Genomic DNA, 23,776 nt, shown 5'->3' on the forward strand with positions numbered 1-23,776 from the left:
GCTCAACCCTCGTCGACGAAGGCCGGCACGGCGAAACCTTCCATCGACACCCGAGGCGCTTCGCGCAGCGCCAAGTCCACCGGCAAGCTCGGATGCGGCGTGTCCGAGCGCAGATGCGGCTCTTCGAAGGCCACGTGCGCCGTGGGATCGACACCCGTCAGGTCCAGTTCTTCGAGTTGTTTCACGTGCGCGAGGATTTTTCCCAGGTCCCCGGTCAGCTTGTGGATTTCCTCGTCGGGCAGCTCGAGCCGCGCGAGCCGAGCGAGCGCACGGACGCGAGTTTCGTCGATGATGTTGGTATCGCGCTCCGGTGAAACCATCGCGCCGGTGTAGCACGGAGGCGACGGAGCGATGCGGCCTCCGGTCATGGGTACTTTTCATTTCCGAAGAGCCGGGATAATCGTGGAGTTGGCCTTATCCCGTCCAGCTCGTTCGAGAGTGAAAGGAAATTCGTATGCCCCGACTTGCGTTTCCGAGTCGTTTTTCCTCTTCAGCGGTACTTTTGATGTTGGGAGGCATTGGCTTCGTCGGCGTCGTCGGTCAAGGCGCGGGCTGCAGCTCGTCCTCGAATCCGACGACGACCGGTGGCGCGGCAGGGCAAGGTGGCATGGGTGGAGAAGCCGGCGCGTCTTCGTCGACGGGAGGCATTGGCGGTCAAGGTGGTTCTGCGGGAACTGCTGGAGCTGCGGGGCAGGGCGGTTCCGGGGGATCTCTGCCGCCCGAATGCACCACATCTGCCGATTGTGCCGCGTCACCCAAGGGGCCCGTGTGCAATCCAATGACCAATACGTGCGTCAAGTGTCTTCCTGGGGGAGCCGACGACGTGTGTCCGCCTGGGCAATACTGCACGAATTTCAATGAATGCGAGGTCGGGTGTACGGATCCGACCGACTGCATGGCGCCATTGATTTGCAATACGAACGAAAACAGATGCGTCGGGTGCGTCATCGATACCGATTGCCCGCAAGGGTCGGTGTGCTTTTCCGAGACGTGTTTTCCTGGATGTTCGCCGATTCAGCCGTGCCAACCCGGTTTCTCGTGCTGTTCGACGCAGTGTTACGATTTGGCGAACGACGTGCAAAATTGCGGGTCGTGCACGAACGCTTGTCCCCAGCCGGACAATGCCGCGGCGGTTTGCGTCGATGGCAATTGCGGCATGGGCGCGTGCAACGCCGGGTTTGCGGACTGCAACAAGAATCCGATGGACGGTTGCGAATGGAACACGTTCCAGGATGGCCCGTGCGCATGTGTGCCAGGCACGACCGTGGCGTGTTATTTTGGCTCGCCCGGGACCGAAGGCGTTGGTACGTGCAAAGCCGGCGTCGCGACATGTGAAGCCGATGGCACGGGATATGGGCCTTGTGCCGGCCAAGTGTTGCCCAAGAACGAGCTCTGCAATGGTTTGGACGACGATTGCGACGGCAGCCCCGAACCGCCCGGATGCGTCGCGTGCGAAGCAGGAACGGGATCCTGCAATGGCAACGTGGGCACGTTCTGCCCGGATGGCCTCAGCACCATTACCGAAATTTGCGACCCGCTCATGGGCACCTCGTGCAATCCCGCAACGGGACGTTGCGACGGCACGTGCAGCCTGAAATCGCTTGGAACGAGCTACATTGGTTGCGATTATTATCCGACCATCACGGCCAACATCGTCAGCTTGTCGTTCGCGTTCGCCGCTGCAGTGTCGAACACGGGCAATTCCCCCGCGACGGTGACGGCTTCCAAAGGTGCCACCGTGCTGGGAACGTACACCGTGCAGCCCGGCGCGGTGCAAATCATTCCCTTCGCGTGGGATCAAACGCTCAAAGGCCCCACGTCCAACAGCGCCGTGCCCATGCCCGGTTCGGTACGCGTCAACCAAGGCGCCTATCGATTGCGATCGAATCAGCCGGTCACCGTCTACCAATTCAGCCCGCTCGATTATACGAACGGCGGCGATTGTTTGGTCAACCAAGCCAACTGCTCGTACAGCAATGATGCATCGCTTCTTTTGCCGACGAACGTTTGGACGGGCACGTATCGTGTCGTCGCGCGGCACCACTTCGCGGGCATGTCCGGCTTCTACGCGGTCACGGCAAAAGACGACAATACTGTAGTCAACGTGACGGCGGCACCCGGCGGTGGACAAGTGAAGTCCGGCGTCAATGGCATTGGAACGAATGGCACCGGTACGGTGACGTTGAATGCCGGAGACGTCATCGAAATCGTTTCGAACGGTGGCACCGGAACCAACGATCCCAATGACGTGACGGGGACGCTGGTTTCAGCGAACAAACCCGTGCAGGTCATCGGCGGTCACCAATGCATCTACGTTCCGCACGACTACGGCTATTGCGATCACATCGAGGAATCGATGTTCCCCTTCGAAACCTTGTCGAACAAATTCATCGTGACCGCGCCGCTCGTGCCGACGGGCGGGATGACGCCGAGAATTCGGTTCGTTCGAATCGTCGCGACCAAGCCGAACACGACGCTCACGTACGATCCGCCCCAAGCAGGCGCGCCGACATCGATTGCTCAAGCGGGCCAATGGGCCGAAATTCCCAACACGAGCCAAAGCTTCGAAATCACCGCCAACGAGCCCATCACGGTCGCCGAATACATGGTGGGCCAAAGCGCTCCGCCCGCGCAGAACTCCGGCGATCCGGCGATGGCGCTCGCCGTCGGCAAAGAACAATACCGCAATAGCTACCTGTTCCACACGCCGACCAATTACACGACCGCGTACGTCAACATCGTCGCACCGACGGGAGCGACCGTGACGCTCGATGGAAGCAACGTCGGAGGCTTCACGGCGATCGGAAACACCGGCTTTGGACTCGCCCGCGTGAGCCTTGCCAAAATCAACGGCGGCAACCACACGATCACCGGTAGTCAGCCGTTCGGCATTACGGTGTACGGGTATGGCGACTACACGAGTTATTGGTATGCAGGTGGTCTCAATCTGACCAAGCTGCACGATTAACGCTTGCGGGCTCGAGGCGGCGGCATCGCGAGATAATTGCTCGCCGCCTCGAGTTTCCCCGCCGGTTCCAGCGAAAAATACGGATGATGCATCCGTTCATCCACGCGCCACAACGAATACCCAAAACCGCGCAACATCGCCGCAACTTCGCGGCCCGATTGCTCGCCCGGTATCGATTCGAATAAAACATACGGGAGATCGCGTGCGACCACGTCTTTCGCGCCCGCCATCACTTCGTGCTCGAATCCCTGCACGTCCAGCTTGATGAGGCTCACGCGGGCATCGCCAATCACGCGATCCACGGTTTCGATGCGCACCGTGACCTTTTCCGTCGGCTGCGTGAAATTGTGCGCAAAGCCCCCCAACCCTTGATTCGGTACGTCCCCGCGAGGCACATAAAAATCCCTCGATTCCGCAGGCTCGGCCGCCAATGCTTCGTGCCGAATCGTCACCTGTGGCGTGCCCGTCGTGTTCTTTTCCAGCGTTTGTCGAGGTAATGGGTTTGGCTCGAACGCCCACACTCGTCCACTGCGCCCCACGAGCGCCGCCATGAAAACGGTATGGTACCCTTCGTTTGCCCCACCTTCGACCACGGAATCCCCTGGTTCGAGCAGCGCGGCGAGCACGCCAAGCGTTCCAAGCTCGTACGCCCCGCGAAAATGCACCGTCCAGCCGATGAGCGACGAGGGAGATCCAAGCCAGGTCGTCGAAATGCCCAGATCCTGGGGGTACGCATACTGTCGTCCGCGGATGTCGGAGATGATCGGTTGCGGAGCCAGAGCACGCTGAAGGCGAGTCACTCCACGCGCCTGTACGCCACGAAGGAGCTCTGCGGCGAGGAGTCGAGTTTGCGCGAGCATCGAGGGCAAGAGGTACTCCAGGGACGCTGGAAAGTCTAAGGCGCCAGGATCGGGTGGGCCCTCCGCAGGAAATGTGGCCCATCCGAGCGACCAGTGATAATGCCGCCCCTGCTCATCTGTCCCCTCCGGGCAGGCAAGGGGCGTTTCGAGCGTTTTTGCGCCGTATGGTCACTTCCCGTTACTCCTCGTCAGCCGAACCTCGGCGGCGGCATGTTGCTTTCACGGCACTTGGAGCGGCTTTGCTCGCGGTCCTCGTGCATGGATCGGGCGCAGCACCGGTTCCCGACCGGTCGAGTGCCCTTGCGGCCGAGCTCAGTCGGCGTGGGATCCCGACGCGCGCAGAAGACGTGACGTTCATCGACGCGCCGCGCGGTGTGTTTGGGGCCCTCGGAGCGACGAGCCGCGCGATCGTGCGGACGCCGCCCGTCGCGGGTGATCCGAACGATCTATTCCTCGTTCACGCCAAGCTGTCGCCCGAAGGCGTGCTGCTCGAAGTGGGCGGCATGTACAACATCACCGAGACGAGCGGCGCAGACGAATCGGCGCCGTCGGTCGCGGGTGAACGCTTTGCTTATGTGGCGCATCCGCTCGTCGCGGGCAGCCATACCACGGTGCACGTGATCGAATTGTCCGGACAATCTGGGGAAACCGCGGACTTCGGGCGTGTCGAGCGGCTTCAATTGGCCATCACGAACGCGCAGGACACGGGGCAGATCCGCGGCATCGGCAAGCGCACGTTCGCGGTTTCAAGTGACGAACCTCCCGCGTCCGAACCAGCTCACGGTGCCGAGACAAACCCAGGCGGTGATGCGGCATCGAACGAGGCGCAGCCGCCTGCAGCACGCGTACGTTGTGCGCTGGAGGAAGGCGCGCTCGTGGTGACCGACGAAGGTCGAAGCGCGCGCGTGGCCCTGACCGGCGAAGCTGTGCTTCCCACGTGGCTCAGCGCGGTGGATCACGAGGTCGCGCGGCCGGGGAACGTCGTGACGTGGGCGGTCGATCGCGTGCGCGACGTCGTGGGTGACGAAGCGATGCAAACGGTCAAAGCGATCGCGTTCACCGGGCTGGAGATCGTTTTGCGTCAAAGGGAAGGCATGCGTGACGAGAACGCCGCGGCCGAGGACATCGCGGCGGATCTTGGCCAAGACAAACTCAGCGCGCCCACGCGTGTCATCCCCACGGATCCGGAAATCGGCTGGCCTCCCGCGCCGCTCGAGCCGTGGATCACGCCCGCGCTTCCAGGTGAGGGGCAGTGGAACCCGCAAGACAAGGATCCGTTCGTGCGCCGTGCCGAAGGGGTTCCTGCAGCGTTTGTCACGACGTACATCCGTCCGGACAAGTCACGCAAGACGACGCGCGTGTTCATCGCGCTGTGGGATCCGCGTCAGGTCGAGCTGCACATGATGGCAGGAACGGTCGAACCGAAAGGCGCGACAGGAGAAGCAGGACCGGGGCTCATTCCACGCGATCCCGCGGTGCTCGAACGCGTCGTGGCCGCATCGAACGCGGGCTTTCAAGCGCTTCACGGCGAGTTCGGCATGATGGCCGATGGCGTCGTGTACTTGCCGCCGAAACCGTACGCAGCGACCGTTGCCGTGATGCGCGATGGCAACTCCGCGTTCGGCACGTGGCCGGAAGATCAATCGATTCCGACCGATGTCTTGTCGTACCGCCAGAACATGACGGTGCTCGTTCAGGACGGAACGATCAATCCGTACGGGCGCACGTGGTGGGGCGGTACGCCGCCGGGGTGGGCGGACAAGACGCACACGGTGCGAACGGGGATGTGTTTGACCAAGGAGAAGTTTGTCGCGTACTTCTACGGAGCCGACCTTGGGCCAGAGGGTTTGGCGCAGTCGATGATCCAAGCGCGGTGCTCGTACGGCTTGGCGCTCGACATGAACGCAGGTCACAGCGGTCTCGAGTTCTACACGGTGGCTCGCAGTGAAGACATGCCTCCGCTTGGAAGGCCGCTGCAGAACGATTGGGAAGCCGAAGGAACGGTGTCGGGGATCGACGGCTTCAAGTTTCGGGGTCGCCGGTTCATTCGCGGCATGGGCCTGATGAACTTCCCTCGGTACATTCGTCGCGAAGCGCGCGACTTCTTCTACATGACCCTCAGACACATGATCCCGGGCGCGAACATCACGCCGATCGTGCAGCCGCCCGCCGAGGGGGAAGGTGTTTTTCGCGTCAAGGGTTTGCCGCAGCATGGTTTCCCGTATTCGCTCGCGGTGACGGAAGTGCGTCTCGATGCGGCGATGCCCGATGCGAAGGTGCGTATCGTCAAGATCGATCCGCGCGTCGTGAGTGCGTCGCCTGCGTCGAGCCGTGCGTCAGGAAAAACCGTGGCCGTGATGGACGCGGGGCCGGCCGACGCAGGTACGACGGCAGCGTCGCTCTGGGCTTCTCCCCGTGCGTTTGCGATTGGTGTGGAACCGCCGGTCGAAGGAGCGTTGCGCATCGCGACGGGTGCGGCCGCAACGCAAACGGCCATCGCAGCCGTGGGCGTGCTCGATGTCGACGGCATGCTGCTCTACGCCGAGCTTTCGACCGCGGGGCCTCCACCGCCCGATGCTGCGAAGAAACTCGACGAGCTGCTTGCAAATGCAGGTGCATCGTCGCGGGTTCTTCTCGCCAAACCGCTCGCGCTGGCGCTCGGTGGCGACACGGATTTGTCGGGCGCAGCGGTGCATCCTCCATCGACGCCGACGTCGGTGCGCCTCGTGCGCGTCGATGCTCCAGGAGCGAAGCGTTTTCACGAGGCGACGCCGATCGTGCCGCTCAGCACATGGTATCCGTTGCAAGCCAAACGAATTCGGTACTTCAAGAAGCCGAAGACCGAGGAAGCGGCGGGTGGAGATTCGGCCGGAAACTGACAATGTCGCCCACGCGCGGGGCTGCTGACACGCGCCGTTTTGAGGGGGTTGCGCTGAACTTCCGCCAAACCCGCGATGGATCGCGAGATGCTTGCGCAACAAACTCGCGAAATTCTCAAAGCTTGGTTAGTCTAGCCGTGTCATTTTTTTCCGTTGTCCGTGCGCGCGGTGGTGTTGTTCATGCAAGAACACCGAACCTCTACTCGCGTGACGCGAGATATGCGAAGGGTGTGTCCCGTCGTTTGCGGTAAGTGCCGCAATCTCCTGAGGAGTGGCTGAACATGGCCGATGATAAGGGCAGCGATTTGGACGTCTTCGAAGGACTCGCGAAGAAGGGTCCTCGCAGCACGATGCCGGGAATGGTACCTCCTCCACCGGCGGGTGGAGTTCGTAAGGGCACGCTGCTTGGTGGCATTGCGCCGGTACCGCTACCGCCGCCGCCGGGCAGTGCAGTCGCTCCGCTGCCGCCTCCGCCAGGCACCATGCCGGGTCCAGGCATGCCGTCACAACGCTCGGCAGTTCCGCTTCCGCCGCCACCTGGTGGACCTTCGTCGCTTCCACTTCCGCCACCCGGATCGCTGCCCATGCCGCCTCCGGTTGCATCGAGCTCGATGCCGCTGCCGCCACCTCCCGGGGGCGCGGTGCCGCTTCCGCCTCCGGTCGGCGCGATGGCTGCTCCTATGCCGCCTCCGGTAGGCGCTCCGCCCGTAGCCGATGCTGCCGCGGCAGCTCAACCGGGCAAAGGCGTCGACATGGACTGGGACGACGAAGAAGAGTCCACGCATGTCTTCGCAGGGCAGAATCCCAACGAGGTCGTTGCTCCCGCAGGACCGCGACCTGCTGCCGGCATGCCCGCGGCTGGAATGCCCGCCATGGGCGCCGCGGCGGCGCTCTTGTCGAGCTCGGGTAGCTCCGTTCGCCCTGCGCCGCTTCCGCCGCCTCAATCCATGCCGCTTCCATCGGCGGTGCCTCTGCCGTCAGCCGTTCCGATGCCTTCGGCGGTGCCGCTTCCGTCGCAAGTTCCCATGCATCCAGGAGCACACCCGGGCGCGCAAACGCTCGCGTCTCCATCGATGCCGCTGCCGTCGATGCCTCCCATGTCGGCACCGCCGCATACGACGCGCTCCGAAGCAACCGCCGTGCGTCACGTCCCCGATCTCGTCGGTGCGATGCCGCAACAGCAGCAAGCCTCGGGCGGAAGCAAGGTCGGCATCATCGTGTCGGTGTTGGCTCTGCTCGCCGTCGCTGGCTTGGCGGTCTTCATGCTCATGCCGAAGAAAGGCACGCTGAAGATCGACCTGCAGGCCAAGGGCGGAGGCGCGGTCGACAAGGCCGAGATCTTCGTCGACGGACAGAAGAAGTGCGACATCACGCCGTGCATCGTCGCGGATCTCGATCCCGGTGCCAGGACGGTCAAAGTCATCGTTCCAGGCGGCGGTCCTGTCGAGCCAGTGACGGCCACCGTCGAAGCCGGCAAGGAAGTGCCGGTGATCGTCACGATCGATACGGGCGCTGGTTCGTCGACGCCTCCCGCAACGGCGAACAACGCGACCGGCATCAAGATCCTCGCCGCTACGCCCAACACGAAGGTTTTTCTCGATGGAACCGACAAGGGCACGCTGCCCATCGACCTCGCGGACGTAAAGCCCGGCTCGCACAAGCTCAAGTTCGACGCTGGTGATCGTTACGAGCGTCTCGAACAGTCCGTCGACGTCGAAGCGGGCAAGATGAAGGAGATCGGCCCGATCAAGCTCAAGGTGCTGAAGGGTCAGATCATCCTCACGCTCGTGACCGAAGATGCCGAGGTCAAGCTCGTCAACGCCAAGAAGGTCGAGAAGAAAATTCCCGAGAAGGAATGGAAGAGCCAACCTGTCAAGATCGATCTCGATCCCACGGAAGGCTGGAAGCTCGTCGCCACGAAGAAGGGCATGGACGACTTCACGCGCGACCTCGCGTTCGACGACGGCAAAGCGGAAGCGGAGATCCGCATCGATCTCGCCGCTCCGAAGGCCGAAGCAAGCTCTGACAGTGCATCGGGTTCTGCGTCGGGCTCGGCCACGGGTTCTGCGTCGGGCTCGGCATCCGATACCGGCTCCGCGTCGACGGGCACCACATCGACGGGGACTTCGTCGACCGGAACATCCTCCACCGGCACATCCGCGTCGACTTCGACGAAACCGGCGGATAAACCTGCCACGGGCAACGGCACGCTCAACATCAACTCGATCCCCGTGTCCAAGGTCGTGCTCGATGGCCGCCCGCTTGGCAGCACGCCCAAGGTCGGCATCAGCGTTCCTGCTGGTTCGCACACCGTCGTCTTCATCCACCCCGAAAAGGGTAGGAAGAGCGTTTCCGTGACCGTCAAGGCGGGCGAAACCAAGACCGCCGCCGTCAAGTTCTAAGCCTTCATTCGCTCCTCTCGGTCGCCCGAGTCGCGGCACCGAAAACTCCCCCAAGCAGCACACCAACCGCAGGCAGCACGACGAGAGGCAACTCGGCGGCCGGTCCTGCCGTTCCATCGAGCCAAACGAGATTCAGCCACGGAAGCGGCAAGCTTCGCAGGACGTACGTAGCGAGCGCAGCAATGACGCCGCCTGCGAAAGCGCTCGTCTTGCGATTGCGAAAACCGCTACGGCGTCCCGCAAAGAGCCCGAGCGTCGCGCCGATGCACGTGCTGCATGCGTATCCGAGCGCAATGGTGGACACGTGCCCAGAAAAACCTTCCATACCCGCGATGGGCGTGACCGCGGCGGATAGGGCAGCGCCGAGGAGCAATCCGATCGTCATGCCGAAAGCGAGCTTGATCATCGTTTCACGAAAAGCGCCGTCCCGATGCCTTGGTCGAGGCTCAGCAATATGAGTCGATATTGCGAAAATCGTGGATCGGCCAGGAGCCTGTCACCCGCTTCGTCGTAGGTTTTGTCGAAACCTCTCACGAGGTGAATCATGAGCGCATCCGGGTTTTGGCGGAAAAAGTATTCGACGACTGCGGAGGGGTCGCGCGCCGTTCGGGCCAGGTAGGTATCGTTCAATTTTCCAAAATCGATGGTTCGCAAACGGGTCGAGTAGGGCACGATGCCCGCATCCGGATACACGGCGAGCGTTGCGTGAGGCGGAAAATGTTCCTTCAGCCAATGGGCGACGGGAATGTAATGCGTATTCGTTCCGAGCGAATAGCTGGCTCGATAAATGCGTTCGCGCGGCAGTTGCTCGATTGCATTGGCGACGGGCAGATAGAGGCACACGGCAACGAGCACGAAGATGCAGGAACGGAGCGCTCGCGGGGCGACGATGGATCGAAAATGCCGATGGACTTCGCCCACCGCGAGGAGCACGAGGAGCGAGGACAAACCAAAGAAGTGATAAGCGAATCGCTCGGAATAATTCATGACGAGGTCGCTACGCACGTAGCTCGCGCCAATGACGGCGTAACTCAGGCCGGCGCCCAGGAAAAACACGCGGCGCGCATGCCTGGTCGAATCCGACGGGGAAGCAGGTCTTCCGCCGGAAAAGCGCACGATGGCCGTGACGGCAACGGCCGCGATCAGCGCTGGGACCAAATATTTCTGAGCATGCGCCGCAAACGACGACCAAAAAACGCCGAATTCACCCGTTTTGCCCAGTTTTGCGTAATAGGTATTGGGAAAGAAACTACCAAAATAGATTCGTCGAAAAAGGTGCAATGCGCCGAGCGGAAGCACGAGACCCACGGCAATTGCGGGTAGCCATGCGCGCCATGCAGCACGTTCGCGAATCAAAACCCCAAGCAAGAATGCTCCTCCCACGACGATTCCTTCCGGGCGCGTGAAGCCGCAAAGCGTCGCGAGCAGCGGCAAAGGCCAAAGAGAACCCGCGCCAGGCTTTTCATGACAACGTCGCGCAGCAATCGCGGCGCACGCGATGGTCAACATCATGAAAAATTCGGTTTCGAGGCCCGAGATGGCGTGCGTCGATTGCTCCGCCGCGCAAAGAAATAGCGATGCCGCGACGGCTCCAGCGAGCGGGGATGCTCCGAGCGGCGCGTGACACGAATACAAGATTCGCGCTCCGACAAACCATGATATCACGCCCAAGGTCGTCGCCGCGGCGAGGGGCGGAATGTGCAGCCATGACGCGATCATCATGACAATCAACAACGTATACCCGGTAAAACCTTCGACGGGCGCTTCCCCCACGTTCCACACGAGGCGCCCGTGATGCACGAGGTTTTCCGCATAACGCGCCACGATGTACGCATCGTCTGCGTGAAAGTGCGGGCCAAAGACGAGCGTGCCGAGCGCCCACGCGGCTGAGAGCGCTACGAGCAGCGCGGGGAACGTGACCTCGAGGCGCACCATCGACGGCGCATGCATACCATGATTCGGTCGAGCACCGAAGAAGTTCGCGATTGCGCGCCGCATCGAGTACCATGGTCGCGATGTGGCCCATGGCTCGTCGCGGTGAACGAACGCCGCATCGAAGCTTGTACAGACTGCTCGACGTGTCGGTGCTCGGCTTGGCGATGCTGCTGCTCGTGCCGCTTTTGCACCTATGGAGCCTTCGGATTTTCCATCCATTGGATCTCGAGTGGATGGAAGGCGGAATGCTGGGTCATGCGTGGCGAATCAAGCACGGATTGCCGCTCTACGATGCGCCTGCGTCCGAATTCGTCCCCTATCTCTATCCTCCGGGATACGCCGCGGTCGTTGCGGCTTTGTCGATGTTTTTTCCTCTCGATTACCCGCTGGCTCGAACCGTATCGCTGGCAAGCTCGTTTGCCGCGGCAGGTGCCATCGTTTGGTGCGGAGCTCGTCAATTGCGCGATCCGATGATGGGCATTCTGGGCGGATTTTTATTTTTATTGTGTTATGGAGGATCGGGGGCGTTTTACGATCTCGCGCGTGTCGATGGACTCGCCATTGGCCTTTTGTCGTGGGCCATCGTGCTCGGTGCCGAACGTAACGAAAAAGCTCGAGTCGCGGCAGCCGTTTTTCTTTGCGCGGCATTTCTGGTCAAGCATTCGTATGCCCTCTTCGGGCTTCCCATGATGCTCGGGATGTGGGCCCGTGACGGCTTTCGAAAAGCGCTTCGATTTGGCGTGCTCGCGGCCGCGCCCGCGTTTTTTCTGACGTTATGGCTGAATCACGTCACGCACGGAGGATTCATTGCTTATGTGGTGGGTGTTCCGCTTGCGCATCCCATGATCCGTCATCAGGCATTTCCAGGCAGTTTTGGCGAATTGGCGCGACTTTTGGGCATTGCCTGGGCAGTCGCCATTGCAATGATTCTCATGCGCGGCATGAAGCTCGGCGTGTACCGTGGGGTTGTCATCGTCGGCATTCCGGCACTCTGTGGCGCAATCGGCGTGGCACTCATGCCTCATCTCGCTTGGCCCGTTGGTGTGGGGCTGCTCGACGACTCCATCCGAATGGGCACGCTCGTGCTTTTCGGTGCAACGGTCGGCGCAAGTATCGTCGTGAGCTTGTCCTATTTGGCTGCACGCAAAGTCTCGTGGCGCTGGGTGTATGGCGGTGGAATCGGACTTTGTGCATTGCTCATTTCTGCGCTCATGCGCGGGCACCAAGGCGGCTACACGAATGTCCTGATTCCTGGGCATTGGGCGCTCGTCGTGGCCATGACGACGGCGAGCGCGCGCTTACGTCATGCATGGCCCGGTTGGCCGAGCTTTGCCGCGTGTGCCGTCGCGTGGAGCGCTCAATTGACGTGGGTCGCGGAGCCGAACGACATCGCGAGGTTATCGCCGCGTGCAGAAGACGTCGCCATTGGCCGGCGCATCGTCGAGCAGGTGCGGCGTTGCAAAGCGCCGGTGCTTTCACCATTTGCTGCATGGCTACCCGTTCAAGCGGGGTTTGCACCGTCGTCGCACCTCATCAGCCTATGGGATATCGATCACCCAGGAGGCGCGCGGGAGCGCATGATCGACGAATTCAGGGCAGCCGTGCGTGATCATCATTGGGGCTGCATCGTCGACGACGAGCGTCCGCTTTTGGATTATGGTGTGCGTACCGAATATCCGAACACTGTGCCTTTGAACGTGCCCGATGATGCCTTGGTGCCTACGACGGGTTGGCGCGGGCGTCCGCGTGTGATTCGATTGGCACCAAAGTAGGCAACCGAAACGCGACATGATAGCTTTACGTTCGCATGGGTCTGCAAGCATCCGAAAACGATACGAAAACCAGCGAACCTCGACCAAAAACGTGGAGGCCGCGTGCAGAGCATCTGATCTGGCTCCCGGCGCTCGTTGCTTTTGTGATTTACTTGCCGACGCTGAACCACGAAGGCGTCATCGACGACCGATTGCTCATCCTCGAAAACCCTTACCTTGCCAAGGCGTCGGGGTTGTTCGAGCTGTGGACGCAGGACCTCTGGGAGGCCAGCGCAATGCACTCGTCCACCCAATACTACCGGCCGTTGCCCATGACGCTGTATTGGATGCAGATCATGCTCCTCGGGCCGAAGCTTTGGTGGTTACGCCTTGGAAATATATTGATTTTTGCGGGAACCGCCGCACTTTTGCCGCGTTTGATCCTTCGAACCCATCCCAAGCTCGGAATCCCAATCGCGACCATCATTTCGCTTTGCTGGGCGCTGCACCCGCTCAATAGCGAAGCCGTCATTTGGTTGTCGGGTCGCTTCGATACGCTCGTTCTTTTCTTTTCCGTGGCGGCGCTCATGGCCAATACGCATGCTCGAAAGAATATCCTTTTTCCGCTATTTCTGGCGCTTGCGCTCCTCACGAAAGAAGTCGGTATCGTACTTTTTCCTGCCGTCGTCCTCGCCGACATCGTGCAGCATGGAGGTTTGCGTTCGAGCGTGAAGGCCGAGGGCGTCAAATGGCTCGCGTCGCTCGTCGTGGTCGGGCTCTATTTGGCATTGCGTCGCAGTTTGGGCATCTACGGAGCGACCGACGTGCTTTTTGGCATGTCTCCGTCCGTTTTTCTCTCCGGACTCGCCGATCTCGCGCTGACGTATACGCGGCTCACGTTCGTGCCTCTGGGCTTGGACGTGCATCATTGGAGCGTGACGCGATCGCTTTCCACTGGATTGATCGTGCTCGGGATGTTCGTCGCGGCATTCGTGGGCAGCTTCGTGTATTCGTGGAAGCGCAAAAAAGGTGCAATCATCGCGGCATGCACGCTCGGCTGCTCGTCGCTGATGCTCGCGGCCAACGTTGGACCGTCACAAAACGTCTTCGGTGATCGCTTTTGGTCGCTTTTGGGAATTGGTCTCGTGCTCGTGGTGAGCGAAGCCATCGAAACACGAGCGCCCATTCGTCGCATTTGGATGGTTCCAAGCATTGCAGCATCGGTCGTCTTGGGGATGCTCACGGTTTTACGGGGAACCGATTGGCAGTCGGAAGAACGCATGGCCGATCGCGCGCTCGAACAAGAGCCGGATCATCCGCATTGGCTCATGATTTCGTCGCGGCACCTGCTCCGTCGAGGTTTCGTGGACGATGCGCGCACGACGCTCGAACGACTCATCAAAATCCAACCAGACATGGCCAAGGCGCATAATGCATTGTGCGTCGTCGAATTGCGAAGCAATCGGCTCGAGCAGGCGGAACGTGAATGCCGCAGTGCAACGCGGTTGTCTCCCGACAATGCATCGGCGTGGGTGAACCTCGCGAGCGTGCACGTCAATGCGCGACGTTACGAGGAGACGCGCGAGGCTGCGGAGAAGGCGCTTTCGATTCAGCCGAAAAATCCGGAAGCCGAATACCTGCTCAGCCTGGTGCATGCGAACTTGGGCGCTTTCGACGTTGCGGAACAACATGTGCAGCGCGGTCTCGCGCTGTCGCCGGATCACAAAGGATTGCGCAAGCTCGAAGCCCAATTGGCGGCGCGACGACGCCAACCGTGAAGCTGCTCAATCAGGGGAGATGTTCATCGCCGCGTGATGTCTCGTCGGCGGCCGCCCATGATTTCCACGTAATGGCACATCGTTTTTCCGTTTCCGGTTTTCCCCCCGGCGCAATACGCCGTGTCGAACGGGGGACCCAAGATGTGCAGCGTGGTTTTTCCGACGAAGGGAAGGTCGTTTCTGGAAATCTCGAGCAGCTCCAGTTGGCGTTGCTTGTACGCTTCGACCTTTTGTTCTCCAATGAGCATGGCGAGTTGTCGCTGGAGCCTGTCACGAAGCTCGTCGTCTTCGGTGACCGCGAGCGTGCGCTGAATGAGTCGAATTGCGGCATCGCGTTCGCCCTGACGATTCAAAATGTTTGCGCTCGCTACGGCCGACCAGCCTGCATAACCTTTGTCACCACCAAGCTCGGCGGCGCGGGCGAGCAGTTTTGCGCCATCCCTTCGCCACGCTTCACGTTCTTCCGGGTCCTTTATCAACGTGCCTGGCCCGGTAAACGCGAGGAATTGCCCCGCGGTGCGCCAAACTTCCGGATCGAGCGGTCGATTGCGGATACCTCGCTCGAGAATGGCCCGCGTGCGCTCGAGGTCCTCGCGCCGCACTTCGGTGACTTGGAGTGTGATGAGCGCGTCCGACCACAGATACGGATCGCGAAATTCAGGGTCGAGCTCATTGATGGTATCGAGCATATCCGCGACCGTATCGTAGCGGCGTCGATCCATCGTGCGCAGGCCTTGTCCGACGAGCACTTGCGCCCAGAGGAGATCGGCGAGGGCTGCGCGATAGCCCATCGACATCGCCACGACCTCTTTGGGCGGCGGCAACAAATGCACGTCGCTCGTTTCTTTCGCGTGCGCGTGCGCATCGGCGACTTTGGCTCGAACGCTGAAAATACAAAGGCCGGCCACGGCAAGTAGCGCGGCGGAGCGAGCGATATCCGACTTTCGCGGCATTACTCGACCTCCCGATCGACATACATTCCGGGCAATACGCGAGCTGGTTGTCCGGGCAAACGTTCGCCGCGGACTTGGAACGTCGAGAGTTTGCCGTCGCCATCGAGGTCGCCGTGGGCCGTGGCGACAAACCTGGCGATACCGGTTGCGGGGTCCGTTTCGCTATCGAATCGGAAGGAAAATGCGTGCGGTTCGTCGATGCGGAAGTCGAGCGAACGCCAGGTCAAGTGTTCCCAAATTTCGGGCGGATCGGTGACGCGCACGCCGCGCGGGACTTCGGCAGGCGTGAGGGGGACCGACGGAGGAAAACTGATGTCGTGAGGCTTGGCGTTTGCGTAGGCGACGGCGTTGGAGACCATCTGGTCGAGATATTCGACGGGTTCGCTGAGTTTGGAGGCGTGGAGGTTCCGGACAAACGCGGGGACTGCGACGGCGAGAAAGCTGCCACCGATGGCAAAGGCGATGCTCATTTCGACGGCGGTCCAGGATCGAAACATGGCGATCGTTGTAGCGCGAGGCGAGGTCGATTTCCAATATCAGATCAAGGGAAAACCGCAGGGGTTTTGCGAAGCTACGAATCAATGGAAAAAGAAGGCCCGGACCACGTTGGTCCGGGCCATTCGGTCCCACCGCACTAGGCGTGGATCATTCGAACTCTTCGTAGATGAAGACCTGCGTCGAGCGGTTCAAGGTGCCCGTTGTGCTTTCGACCTGTCCGGAGAGCGTGAAGATGCTGGTGACGTTGTCGGCATCGAGGTCACCACGAGCAGCGGCTTCGAAGCCGTTCGTACCGATTGCTGCGGCGCCGTTTGTCGGACCGTAATAGGCGCCGTCCTTCTGGTAATGGTACGAGTAGTAAATCGGGTCGTTCATGTCGAAGCGCAGGCATTTCCAACCGATGCTCGCCGTGCCCGTGTTGAAATCTTTGTCCGGAATGTTTTCCGGGACGTACTTCCTGGAGGCCGGAACCGAATTGTCCATGGGGACGGGGCTGGAGCTCAGGCAGAGCGCGTGGCTGGCTGCGGCCGACGTATTGCCGAGCGCAACCATTTCCTGCGAGTTGGCTTCACGCTCGTAAGCTTCCTGGGCACCGCGAGCAATACGACCGACCGAATTCTTCGCCTCGGAGGTCTTTGCGCTCTTGAGGTAGCGGTTGACGCCGAAGATGGCGAGGGCCGCGAGGACGCCGATGATGGCGACGACGATCATGAGTTCGACGAGGGTAAAACCGCGCTTGGCGTATCGGCTGAATGCACGCATGACAAACCTCTCTCTTTCACCAGGGAACGAACGCGTCAATGGTACGACGCGTGATTGGACGACCACACACCTTCGAGCACGACTCGAATGATGTAAACTTCATGCTTTCAATAAAATGGTCATCTTCATGCAAGTCGATGACCATTGTCAAATAAAAAATTCATTCATCGTCGCCGTGCGTAGGTTCCACGCAAATTTCGCTCGTGGCCGACGAGGAAGCAAATAGCGACATGATGCCGTCGGCATTCTGATCGCCAGCCGCTTGTACGACGAACCACGGGCCATCGATGGTCGAATGCGCGGCTGCCCAATTGGTACAATACGCAATGTTCGGAATTGCATCCGGCTGCGGGGCAATACCCGCGACGACCGCATAACCAAAACGAACCGGCCCATCGGTCGTTACATTGAGCTCCATCCAGCAATCGTGAACGGGATTGCCAACTTGGCCGTTGTCCCAATGATGCTTCCGATCATCCGGCGTTGCAGGATACCAATTCGTGAGCGAAGTCGAACAGCCCCGATACTGAAAAGTTTCGGCTTTGATGGCCTCTTCCGAAACTCGAATACCCTGAATGACCGCCTTGACCTCCGCCGCCGCCGCAGCTCGGAGATACTTGCGAAATCCAAAAACTCCAAGCGCCGCAAGAACTCCAACGATCGCGACCACGATCATGAGCTCGACGAGCGTGAACCCGCGTTCGCAGCGTTCGCTCGCAGAACTTTGACCATTTCGCGTCACGCGACTGCAATAAGCACGCTCCATGCCACGTAATGAGCTAAACATGACGCATGTTGGACGAAAAACGGGGTATAGCCAAAATCCTGCTCGATTGTTCAAATGAGGTCGCATTGCAGTCTTCATGTCAAAATTTTGGCGTATCGCATCGCACCAGCATGGTGACAAAAAGCGTCACTGCGAGGTCGTCTTCAGTGACGTTTCTCGGCGGCCACTCGATACGCCAGAACCCGAGATCGCGCCTTCCCCCTCATCGTCGTCATCCGATCCAACGCCGGAATCGAGCCCGTGCTTCGTGAGGCGGTAACGTAACGATCGAAATGAGATGCCGAGCGATTTCGCTGCCATCTTGCGCACGCCCCCGGCTCGTTCGAGGGCCTGCAAGATGAGCCGCCGCTCGAGCTCTCCGAGCACATCGTCGAGATCACATCCGTCCGGGGGCAGTTGCCATAAAAATGGCGCGGGACTCGCCGACAATCCGCTCACCGCAGGCGGCAAGTCGCCGAGCCCAATGGCCGGTCCGGACGCGAGCGCCACGGCGCGCTCCATCATGTTTTCGAGCTCCCTGACGTTACCCGGAAATGCATATGCATCGAGCACTCGTAATGCATCGGGCGTGAGTCCTCGAACGTCTTTGCTGAATTCATTCGCAAAACGCTGCACGAACCATTGCGCTAGGCGCGGCACTTCTCCCGTTCGTTTGCGCAAGGGCGGAAGCTCGATGCGAATGACATTGAGTCGATAATAAAGATCTTCGCGGAATTTCTTGTCCCGCACGTCCGCTTCGACATCGCGGTTCGTCGCGGCAAGAACGCGCACGTCGACCGGGACCTCGGTGCTTGCTCCAACCGGACGCACGCGACGTTCTTGCAGCACCCGAAGAAGCTTGATTTGAAGCGATGCTGGCAATTCACCGACTTCGTCCAGCAATAGGGTGCCGCCATCGGCTTCGCGGAAAAGACCGAGCGTTCGCGCACCTGCTCCCGTAAATGAGCCTTTTTCGTGCCCAAACAATTCGCTTTCCATGAGCGCTTCGGGGAGCGCTCCGCAGTTGACCACGATGAATGGGCCACTTACGCGATCACTGCGCTGATGCAGCGCCCGCGCCACGCGCTCTTTGCCCGTTCCACTTTCGCCCGTGATGAGCACGGTCGTACGCGTGGGAGCGACCTTTTCCACGATTTCAGCGACCTTTGCCATTGCAGGGCTCGTGAAAAGCTCGCGCGTGGAAGGCTCGAGACGCGAAATGTGCGCCTTGAGGCTTTGATTTTCGAGCTGAATGACGGTTTTTTCGAGGGCTTTTTGGGATAATGCGAGCATTTCCGCGGGCGAAAATGGTTTCGTGACGAAATCATATGCCCCCTTTTTCATGGCATCGATCGCACTGTCGACCGTCGAGTGCGCCGTCATCACGATGACCTCGGTCGCCGCGCTGCGCGTCTTTGCCGCCGAGAGGACATCGATGCCCGAGCCGTCGGGCATGAGCAAGTCGGTGATCACGAGCGGAAAAGGCTGGGGATTTTGCTGCAATGCCTCGATCGCCGTTCGGACGCCCGGGGCCGCCACCACTTCGAGCCCCTGACGACGAAAGGCGATTTCGAGCACCTGCCTCATTGCAGGCTCGTCATCGACGACCAGGACCTTCGTCGGCCCAGCGTGGGCATGTAGAGGCATGGCGGCCATGATCCCATCCGTATCACGGTCGCGCGCTCATGAAAACTCTCCTGCAAACGCCACACCCTCGGCGCTCAGAAGAAGGCGCCGGTCACTTGCACGCTTGAGGGTCGATCGGGATGCCGTCGACCGTCTCGTCGATGACGAACGTCGTCGGTGCACTGGCGTCCTGCCCAATGGTTTGCTGCACCCACGCGAGGTCACAACGGGTCGCCTGCAAACGAATCTCGTACTTGCCGTCGAGATCCCGATCTTCGACGACCGACCCTTGGCCCGTCGCTTCGTTGAAGACCGTCACGAGCGCGCCCTGAAGGCAATTGCCCGTGATCAACCATTCGCTCGTCGTGACGTCCACCGAAAGGCTCAGAGGCGCGTCCGGCGGGGGAAGCGGCAAGGTTGGACTGACGCACCCGGCAAGCACCAGGAACGACACCGCGGCAAGGGAGAAAGAGCGGCGTTGCATCACGCCCGGCTTGAGCTGCACAAACCATGCCTCTTGCGAACCTACGTCAAATGCGGGTGAAAGGCTGCACCGAGGTTGGTTCGGCGAGACAACTAAGTTGACAGGATGCGTCCATCGGTTTGCACCACGCGCAAACGCCGCGCCGGCTTCTTCTGCGGCGAGGGCATCGTCGACTCGCTCTCGTCCTCGGCAAAAAGCTCGCCCACGAGGTCATAGTCGCTCGCTTGCGTGATGCGTACGCGTCGAAATTCGCCAGCGTGCGCCTCGCCTCCCGACAAGTACACCTGCCCGTCGATGTCCGGGGCTTGCCCTCGATGACGGCCCATCAGCACGTACTCGTGCTCGTCGCTCGTGCCTTCCACCAGCACTTCGAGCTCCCGGCCAATGAGGGCGGCATTCTTCGCATGCGAAATCTTGCGCTGAATGCTCATCAGCTTCCGATGGCGACTCGCGGCCACGCGCGCAGGTACTTTGCCTTCCAACTTTTCGCTGGCCGAACTTTCCTCGTCCGAATAGCGAAACACGCCGACCCGATCGAACTCGGCCCACTTCACGAAGTCGCACAGCTCGGTGAATTCGTCGTCCGTTTCCCCCGGGTGACCGACGATGAACGCCGTACGAAAGACGAGGTCCGGGATCGACGTGCGCATGCGCGTGACGAGCTTGCGCAAGCGATCGCCTCCATGGCCGCGCTTCATGCGGCGAAGCATGCCGTCCGCTACGTGTTGCAGAGGCATGTCCACGTACGGAACGACGCGCTCGTGCTGCGCCAAGAGCTCGATGAGCTCGGTCGTGATGGTCTCCGGGTAGAGGTAAAACAAGCGCACCCAATGCACGCCGGATACGTCCGCTACGCGCCGCACGAGCTCGCTGAGTGAAGCGCGCTTGTCCGCTGGAAGGTCTCGCCCGTACGCAATCGTGTCCTGTGAGATCAGGTTGATCTCGCGCACGCCCATCGCCACGAGCTGTTCGACTTCCGTGACGACGTCTTCCACGGGGCGCGATCGCTGAAGCCCGCGCAGCTTCGGGATCACGCAGAACGAGCACGTCCGATTGCAGCCTTCGGCGATCTTGACGTACGCGCTTCCCGAAGGCGTCGACAGGGCTCGCGGATCCGACGCGCGAACGACCCAATCGGCCGGGTTTCCGACGAGCACGCGCTCCGCTTGTCCGGACAATACTCGTTCGAGTGCCAACATGTCGCTCGAACCGAGCACGTGATCGACTTCGGGCATTTCCGCGGCGATTTCGTCGGGGTGACGCTGGGACAAACACCCCGCGACGACGAGCTTTTGGCAGTGACCTTCGTCCTTGAGCCGCGCCATCTCGAAGATCGTGTCGATGGATTCCTTCTTCGCTTCGCCGATGAACCCGCACGTGTTGACGACGATGACGTCGGCATCTTCGGCATCGGCTACGTGGTCGTATCCGGCGCGTTTGGCGACACCGAGCATCACTTCGGAATCGACGCGATTTTTGGGACATCCGAGGCTGACGAAATGGATGCGGCGAGAAGGCATCTCCACGATCTGCACGTCCTGCCGCTCGCTCTTGCGCGTCATCTTTTTTTCCTGGTGCGTGGTCATGAAGCAAATCGAGTCGCGAAACGCTCGAACAAGTAAAACGCATCGTGCGGTCCCGCAGCCGCCTCGGGATGATATTGGACCGAAAATGCTCCGAGCTCGGGGAGCTCGAGGCCTTCGCTGGTGCCGTCGTCGAGGTGAACGTGGGTCGTGCGAGCCTTGCCTCCGAGGGAAGCGAGGTCGACGGCAAAGCCGTGGTTTTGCGTGGTGATCTCGATGCGCCCCGTTTCGAGGTCTTTCACGGGCTGGTTGATCCCTCGATGTCCGAACTTGAGCTTGTACGTCTTGCCTCCCACGGCGAGCGCCAAGATTTGGTGGCCAAGACAAATCCCGAACATGGGCTTTTTGCCAACGAGCGCTCGGACGGTGTCGATTGCGTACGACACGGCTGCGGGGTCACCTGGCCCGTTGGAAATGAACACTCCATCGGGTTCGAGGGCGAGGATTTCGTCGGCCGTCGTTCGCGCAGGTACGACCGTGATGCGACATCCGATGTCGGCGAGTGATCGCAGGATGTTTCGTTTGACGCCGAGGTCGAGACAAACCACGTGACGTCCTTCGGCGCATGGGCTTGGGCGAATCACGCCGAACGATCCCGATGTCTCGGTCCACTCGCGGGGCTCGCGCACGCTGACGCGTTCGACCAAGTCGAGTCCTTCCATGGGGGGCGCTTGGCGCGCTCGGCGAATGAGCTCTTCCGGTGGGGCTTTTCCGATCGCTCCGTTTTGCGCGCCGCGATCACGAATCGTGCGGGTGAGCAGACGTGTATCGATGCCGGAGATCGCGACGATGCCATGTTTGACGAGGTACTGGTCGAGCGTTTCGGTGGCTCGATAATTCGACGAGATGGTCGATAGGTCTCGCACGACAAACCCGGCCACGTGAGGCGTCGACGAGATGCTTTCGTCGTCTTCGGCATTGATGCCGGTGTTGCCGATTTCGGGCGCCGTCATGGTGACGATTTGTCCGCAATAGGACGGATCGGTCAGCACTTCTTGGTAGCCCGTCATGCCCGTGGTGAAGACGACTTCGCCGACGCTCACGCCGGGCGCGCCGCACGCGATTCCCTCGAACACGGTGCCATCGGCGAGGCACAGATAGGCTCGTTCTCCGCTCATCGTGCTGCTTGCTCCTCGATCGGTGACGCGTGAACGATGCGACCCGACGCCATGGTCAAGAGCACCTGGCCCCGGACCTGTTTGCCCAGGAACGGCGTGTTTTTGCTCTTCGATCGCAGCCGTGTGGGTTCAATGGTCCACGTTCGTTCTGGATCGACGAGACAAACATCGGCTCGCGCGCCTATGCGTAAGCTTGGTGCGTCGAGACCAACGATTCGAGCAGGTGCCGCCGTGAGCGCGGTGATGAGCCGTTCGAGTGAAAATCGTTTTTCGCGCACGCGTTCGAGCAGCAGCGGGACGACGAGCTCGAGGCCGATCATGCCGGGCGATGCTTCGGCGAACTCGCAATCTTTTTCGAGCGACGAATGCGGGGCGTGATCGGTGGCAACGGCGTCGATGGTGCCGTCTTCGAGCGCTTCGCAGAGGGCCGCGACGTCTTCGGGTTCGCGCAAGGGCGGGTTGACCCTGCACGCGGTGTCGTAGCCGATGACGGCTGCGTCCGTGAGCGACAAGTGGTGCGGCGTGACTTCGGCGGTGACGTGGATGCCGCGGCTTTTGGCTTCCCGCAAGATGCGCACGGCGCCTCGCGAAGAGACATGCGCGACGTGATACTTGGCGCCCGTGAGCTCTGCGAGGAGGACATCGCGTGCGACGATGATGTCTTCGGCGACGCGAGGCCAACCGCGCAGGCCGAGGCGCGTGGAGATGGCGCCTTCGTGCATGAGCGAGCCTTCGGTGAGGGAATGGTCTTCGGCGTGCTGAATGACGGGCAGGTCGAAGTTGGCTGCGTATTCGAGGGCCCTTCGCATGACGGCGCTCGACATGACGCAGCGACCATCGTCGGATACGGCGACGGCACCGGCGTCCTTGAGGTCGGCCATTTCGACGAGCTCGGAGCCTTTTTGGCCGATGGTGATGGCTCCGATGGGATGAAGCTGCGGGCCGCCGATCGACTTTGCTTTGGCAATCATCGCTTCGGTGATGCTGCGCGTGTCATTGACGGGTCGCGTGTTTGGCATGACGCACACGTGGGCAAACCCGCCGGCGGCAGCAGCCGCAAGGCCCGAAGCGATGTCTTCTTTGTACTCCTGGCCCGGTTCACGTAGGTGCGCGTGCAAATCGACGAACGCGGGGAGGAGAAGCAAGCTTTCGCCACGAATGACGTGCGCGTGTTCGGACGAGAGAATGTCAGGCGTTGCTGCGCCCTGGCCAACGCGCGAGATGACACCGTTTTCGATGACGACATCCACGATGGCGTCGAGCCCTCGAGCGGGATCGAATGCGCGCACGCTTGAAAATACGAGGACTTGCGCTGATCGAAACGAATCAATCATCGAGCGCCTCACTAGCACAGCGCGCGTCACGAGTCCCTTCGACAAGCGCACTTGGGCATGCATGCGAGTGCAGATTTTG

The 23,776-nt window shown here is 60.9% G+C and carries 19 protein-coding genes; 6 read left to right on the forward strand and 13 right to left on the reverse strand.

The genetic code is table 11. The features are described from left to right. Positions 1 to 2: 2 nt before the first annotated feature. Entirely contained in the window at positions 3 to 320 is a 318-nt protein-coding gene (gene gatC / locus IPM54_05720) for an Asp-tRNA(Asn)/Glu-tRNA(Gln) amidotransferase subunit GatC (protein MBK9259317.1), read from the reverse strand. A 134-nt stretch (positions 321 to 454) separates the two neighbouring features. Between gatC and IPM54_05725 the strand changes: the two genes are divergently transcribed. Beyond that, on the forward strand, positions 455 to 2,968 hold the full coding sequence (locus IPM54_05725; protein MBK9259318.1) for a hypothetical protein: 2,514 nt from the start codon (positions 455 to 457) through the stop codon (positions 2,966 to 2,968). On the opposite strand, the gene IPM54_05730 is transcribed toward IPM54_05725, so the two are convergent. Next, on the reverse strand, positions 2,965 to 3,837 hold the full coding sequence (locus tag IPM54_05730) for an FkbM family methyltransferase (GenBank protein ID MBK9259319.1): 873 nt from the start codon (positions 3,835 to 3,837) through the stop codon (positions 2,965 to 2,967). The genes IPM54_05725 and IPM54_05730 overlap by 4 nt on opposite strands. A 155-nt stretch (positions 3,838 to 3,992) precedes the next feature. Here IPM54_05730 and IPM54_05735 point away from each other — a divergent pair, with 155 nt between their 5' ends. Beyond that, a complete protein-coding gene (locus IPM54_05735; protein MBK9259320.1) occupies positions 3,993 to 6,707 on the forward strand; it encodes a hypothetical protein in 2,715 nt (904 codons plus the stop codon). A 281-nt stretch (positions 6,708 to 6,988) separates the two neighbouring features. Further along, entirely contained in the window at positions 6,989 to 9,109 is a 2,121-nt protein-coding gene (locus tag IPM54_05740) for a PEGA domain-containing protein (GenBank protein ID MBK9259321.1), read from the forward strand. 4 nt (positions 9,110 to 9,113) lie between these two features. Here the strand turns inward: IPM54_05740 and IPM54_05745 are convergent, their stop codons facing one another. Together IPM54_05745 and IPM54_05750 are read right to left on the reverse strand one after the other, a co-directional pair. After that, on the reverse strand, positions 9,114 to 9,515 hold the full coding sequence (locus tag IPM54_05745) for a hypothetical protein (GenBank protein ID MBK9259322.1): 402 nt from the start codon (positions 9,513 to 9,515) through the stop codon (positions 9,114 to 9,116). Next, the gene (locus IPM54_05750) at positions 9,512 to 11,107 is read right to left on the reverse strand and encodes a hypothetical protein (GenBank protein ID MBK9259323.1); all 1,596 of its coding nucleotides are present in this window, start codon (positions 11,105 to 11,107) and stop codon (positions 9,512 to 9,514) included. The genes IPM54_05745 and IPM54_05750 overlap by 4 nt, the downstream gene beginning before the upstream one ends. 17 nt (positions 11,108 to 11,124) lie before the next feature. Between IPM54_05750 and IPM54_05755 the strand changes: the two genes are divergently transcribed. Then, on the forward strand, positions 11,125 to 12,816 hold the full coding sequence (locus IPM54_05755; protein MBK9259324.1) for a hypothetical protein: 1,692 nt from the start codon (positions 11,125 to 11,127) through the stop codon (positions 12,814 to 12,816). A gap of 35 nt (positions 12,817 to 12,851) precedes the next feature. After that, positions 12,852 to 14,573 carry a tetratricopeptide repeat protein gene (locus IPM54_05760; protein ID MBK9259325.1) on the forward strand — a complete coding sequence of 574 codons (1,722 nt, stop codon included), beginning with the start codon at positions 12,852 to 12,854 and terminating at the stop codon, positions 14,571 to 14,573. Positions 14,574 to 14,596: 23 nt separating this feature from the next. On the opposite strand, the gene IPM54_05765 is transcribed toward IPM54_05760, so the two are convergent. The 3 genes from IPM54_05765 to IPM54_05775 all read right to left on the reverse strand — a co-directional run bounded on the left by IPM54_05765 (position 14,597) and on the right by IPM54_05775 (position 16,786). Beyond that, positions 14,597 to 15,526 (reverse strand): hypothetical protein, encoded by a 930-nt coding sequence (locus IPM54_05765; GenBank protein ID MBK9259326.1) that lies wholly within the window; start codon positions 15,524 to 15,526, stop codon positions 14,597 to 14,599. Beyond that, on the reverse strand, positions 15,526 to 16,023 hold the full coding sequence (locus IPM54_05770) for a hypothetical protein (protein MBK9259327.1): 498 nt from the start codon (positions 16,021 to 16,023) through the stop codon (positions 15,526 to 15,528). The genes IPM54_05765 and IPM54_05770 overlap by 1 nt, the downstream gene beginning before the upstream one ends. Positions 16,024 to 16,171: 148 nt before the next feature. After that, positions 16,172 to 16,786: a type II secretion system protein gene (locus tag IPM54_05775; protein MBK9259328.1), complete on the reverse strand. Its 615-nt coding sequence runs from the start codon at positions 16,784 to 16,786 to the stop codon at positions 16,172 to 16,174. Between IPM54_05775 and IPM54_05780 the strand changes: the two genes are divergently transcribed. Continuing rightward, complete coding sequence (locus IPM54_05780) at positions 16,734 to 16,877, forward strand: hypothetical protein (GenBank protein ID MBK9259329.1); 144 nt, start codon at positions 16,734 to 16,736, stop codon at positions 16,875 to 16,877. The genes IPM54_05775 and IPM54_05780 overlap by 53 nt on opposite strands. A gap of 69 nt (positions 16,878 to 16,946) precedes the next feature. On the opposite strand, the gene IPM54_05785 is transcribed toward IPM54_05780, so the two are convergent. The 6 genes from IPM54_05785 to IPM54_05810 form a co-directional block, all read right to left on the reverse strand. Beyond that, positions 16,947 to 17,552 carry a pilin gene (locus IPM54_05785; GenBank protein MBK9259330.1) on the reverse strand — a complete coding sequence of 202 codons (606 nt, stop codon included), beginning with the start codon at positions 17,550 to 17,552 and terminating at the stop codon, positions 16,947 to 16,949. 147 nt (positions 17,553 to 17,699) lie between these two features. Then, positions 17,700 to 19,208: a sigma-54-dependent Fis family transcriptional regulator gene (locus IPM54_05790; GenBank protein ID MBK9259331.1), complete on the reverse strand. Its 1,509-nt coding sequence runs from the start codon at positions 19,206 to 19,208 to the stop codon at positions 17,700 to 17,702. Between the two features lie 82 nt (positions 19,209 to 19,290). Next, positions 19,291 to 19,683 (reverse strand): hypothetical protein, encoded by a 393-nt coding sequence (locus IPM54_05795; GenBank protein MBK9259332.1) that lies wholly within the window; start codon positions 19,681 to 19,683, stop codon positions 19,291 to 19,293. A gap of 71 nt (positions 19,684 to 19,754) precedes the next feature. Further along, positions 19,755 to 21,182 carry a 30S ribosomal protein S12 methylthiotransferase RimO gene (rimO, locus tag IPM54_05800; protein MBK9259333.1) on the reverse strand — a complete coding sequence of 476 codons (1,428 nt, stop codon included), beginning with the start codon at positions 21,180 to 21,182 and terminating at the stop codon, positions 19,755 to 19,757. 62 nt (positions 21,183 to 21,244) lie between these two features. Next, the gene (gene carA / locus IPM54_05805; protein MBK9259334.1) at positions 21,245 to 22,363 is read right to left on the reverse strand and encodes a glutamine-hydrolyzing carbamoyl-phosphate synthase small subunit; all 1,119 of its coding nucleotides are present in this window, start codon (positions 22,361 to 22,363) and stop codon (positions 21,245 to 21,247) included. Continuing rightward, positions 22,360 to 23,697 (reverse strand): dihydroorotase, encoded by a 1,338-nt coding sequence (locus IPM54_05810; GenBank protein ID MBK9259335.1) that lies wholly within the window; start codon positions 23,695 to 23,697, stop codon positions 22,360 to 22,362. The genes carA and IPM54_05810 overlap by 4 nt, the downstream gene beginning before the upstream one ends. Positions 23,698 to 23,776 lie beyond the last annotated feature (79 nt).

This window comes from Polyangiaceae bacterium (assembly GCA_016715885.1).
GTDB lineage: Bacteria > Myxococcota_A > Polyangia > Polyangiales > Polyangiaceae > Polyangium.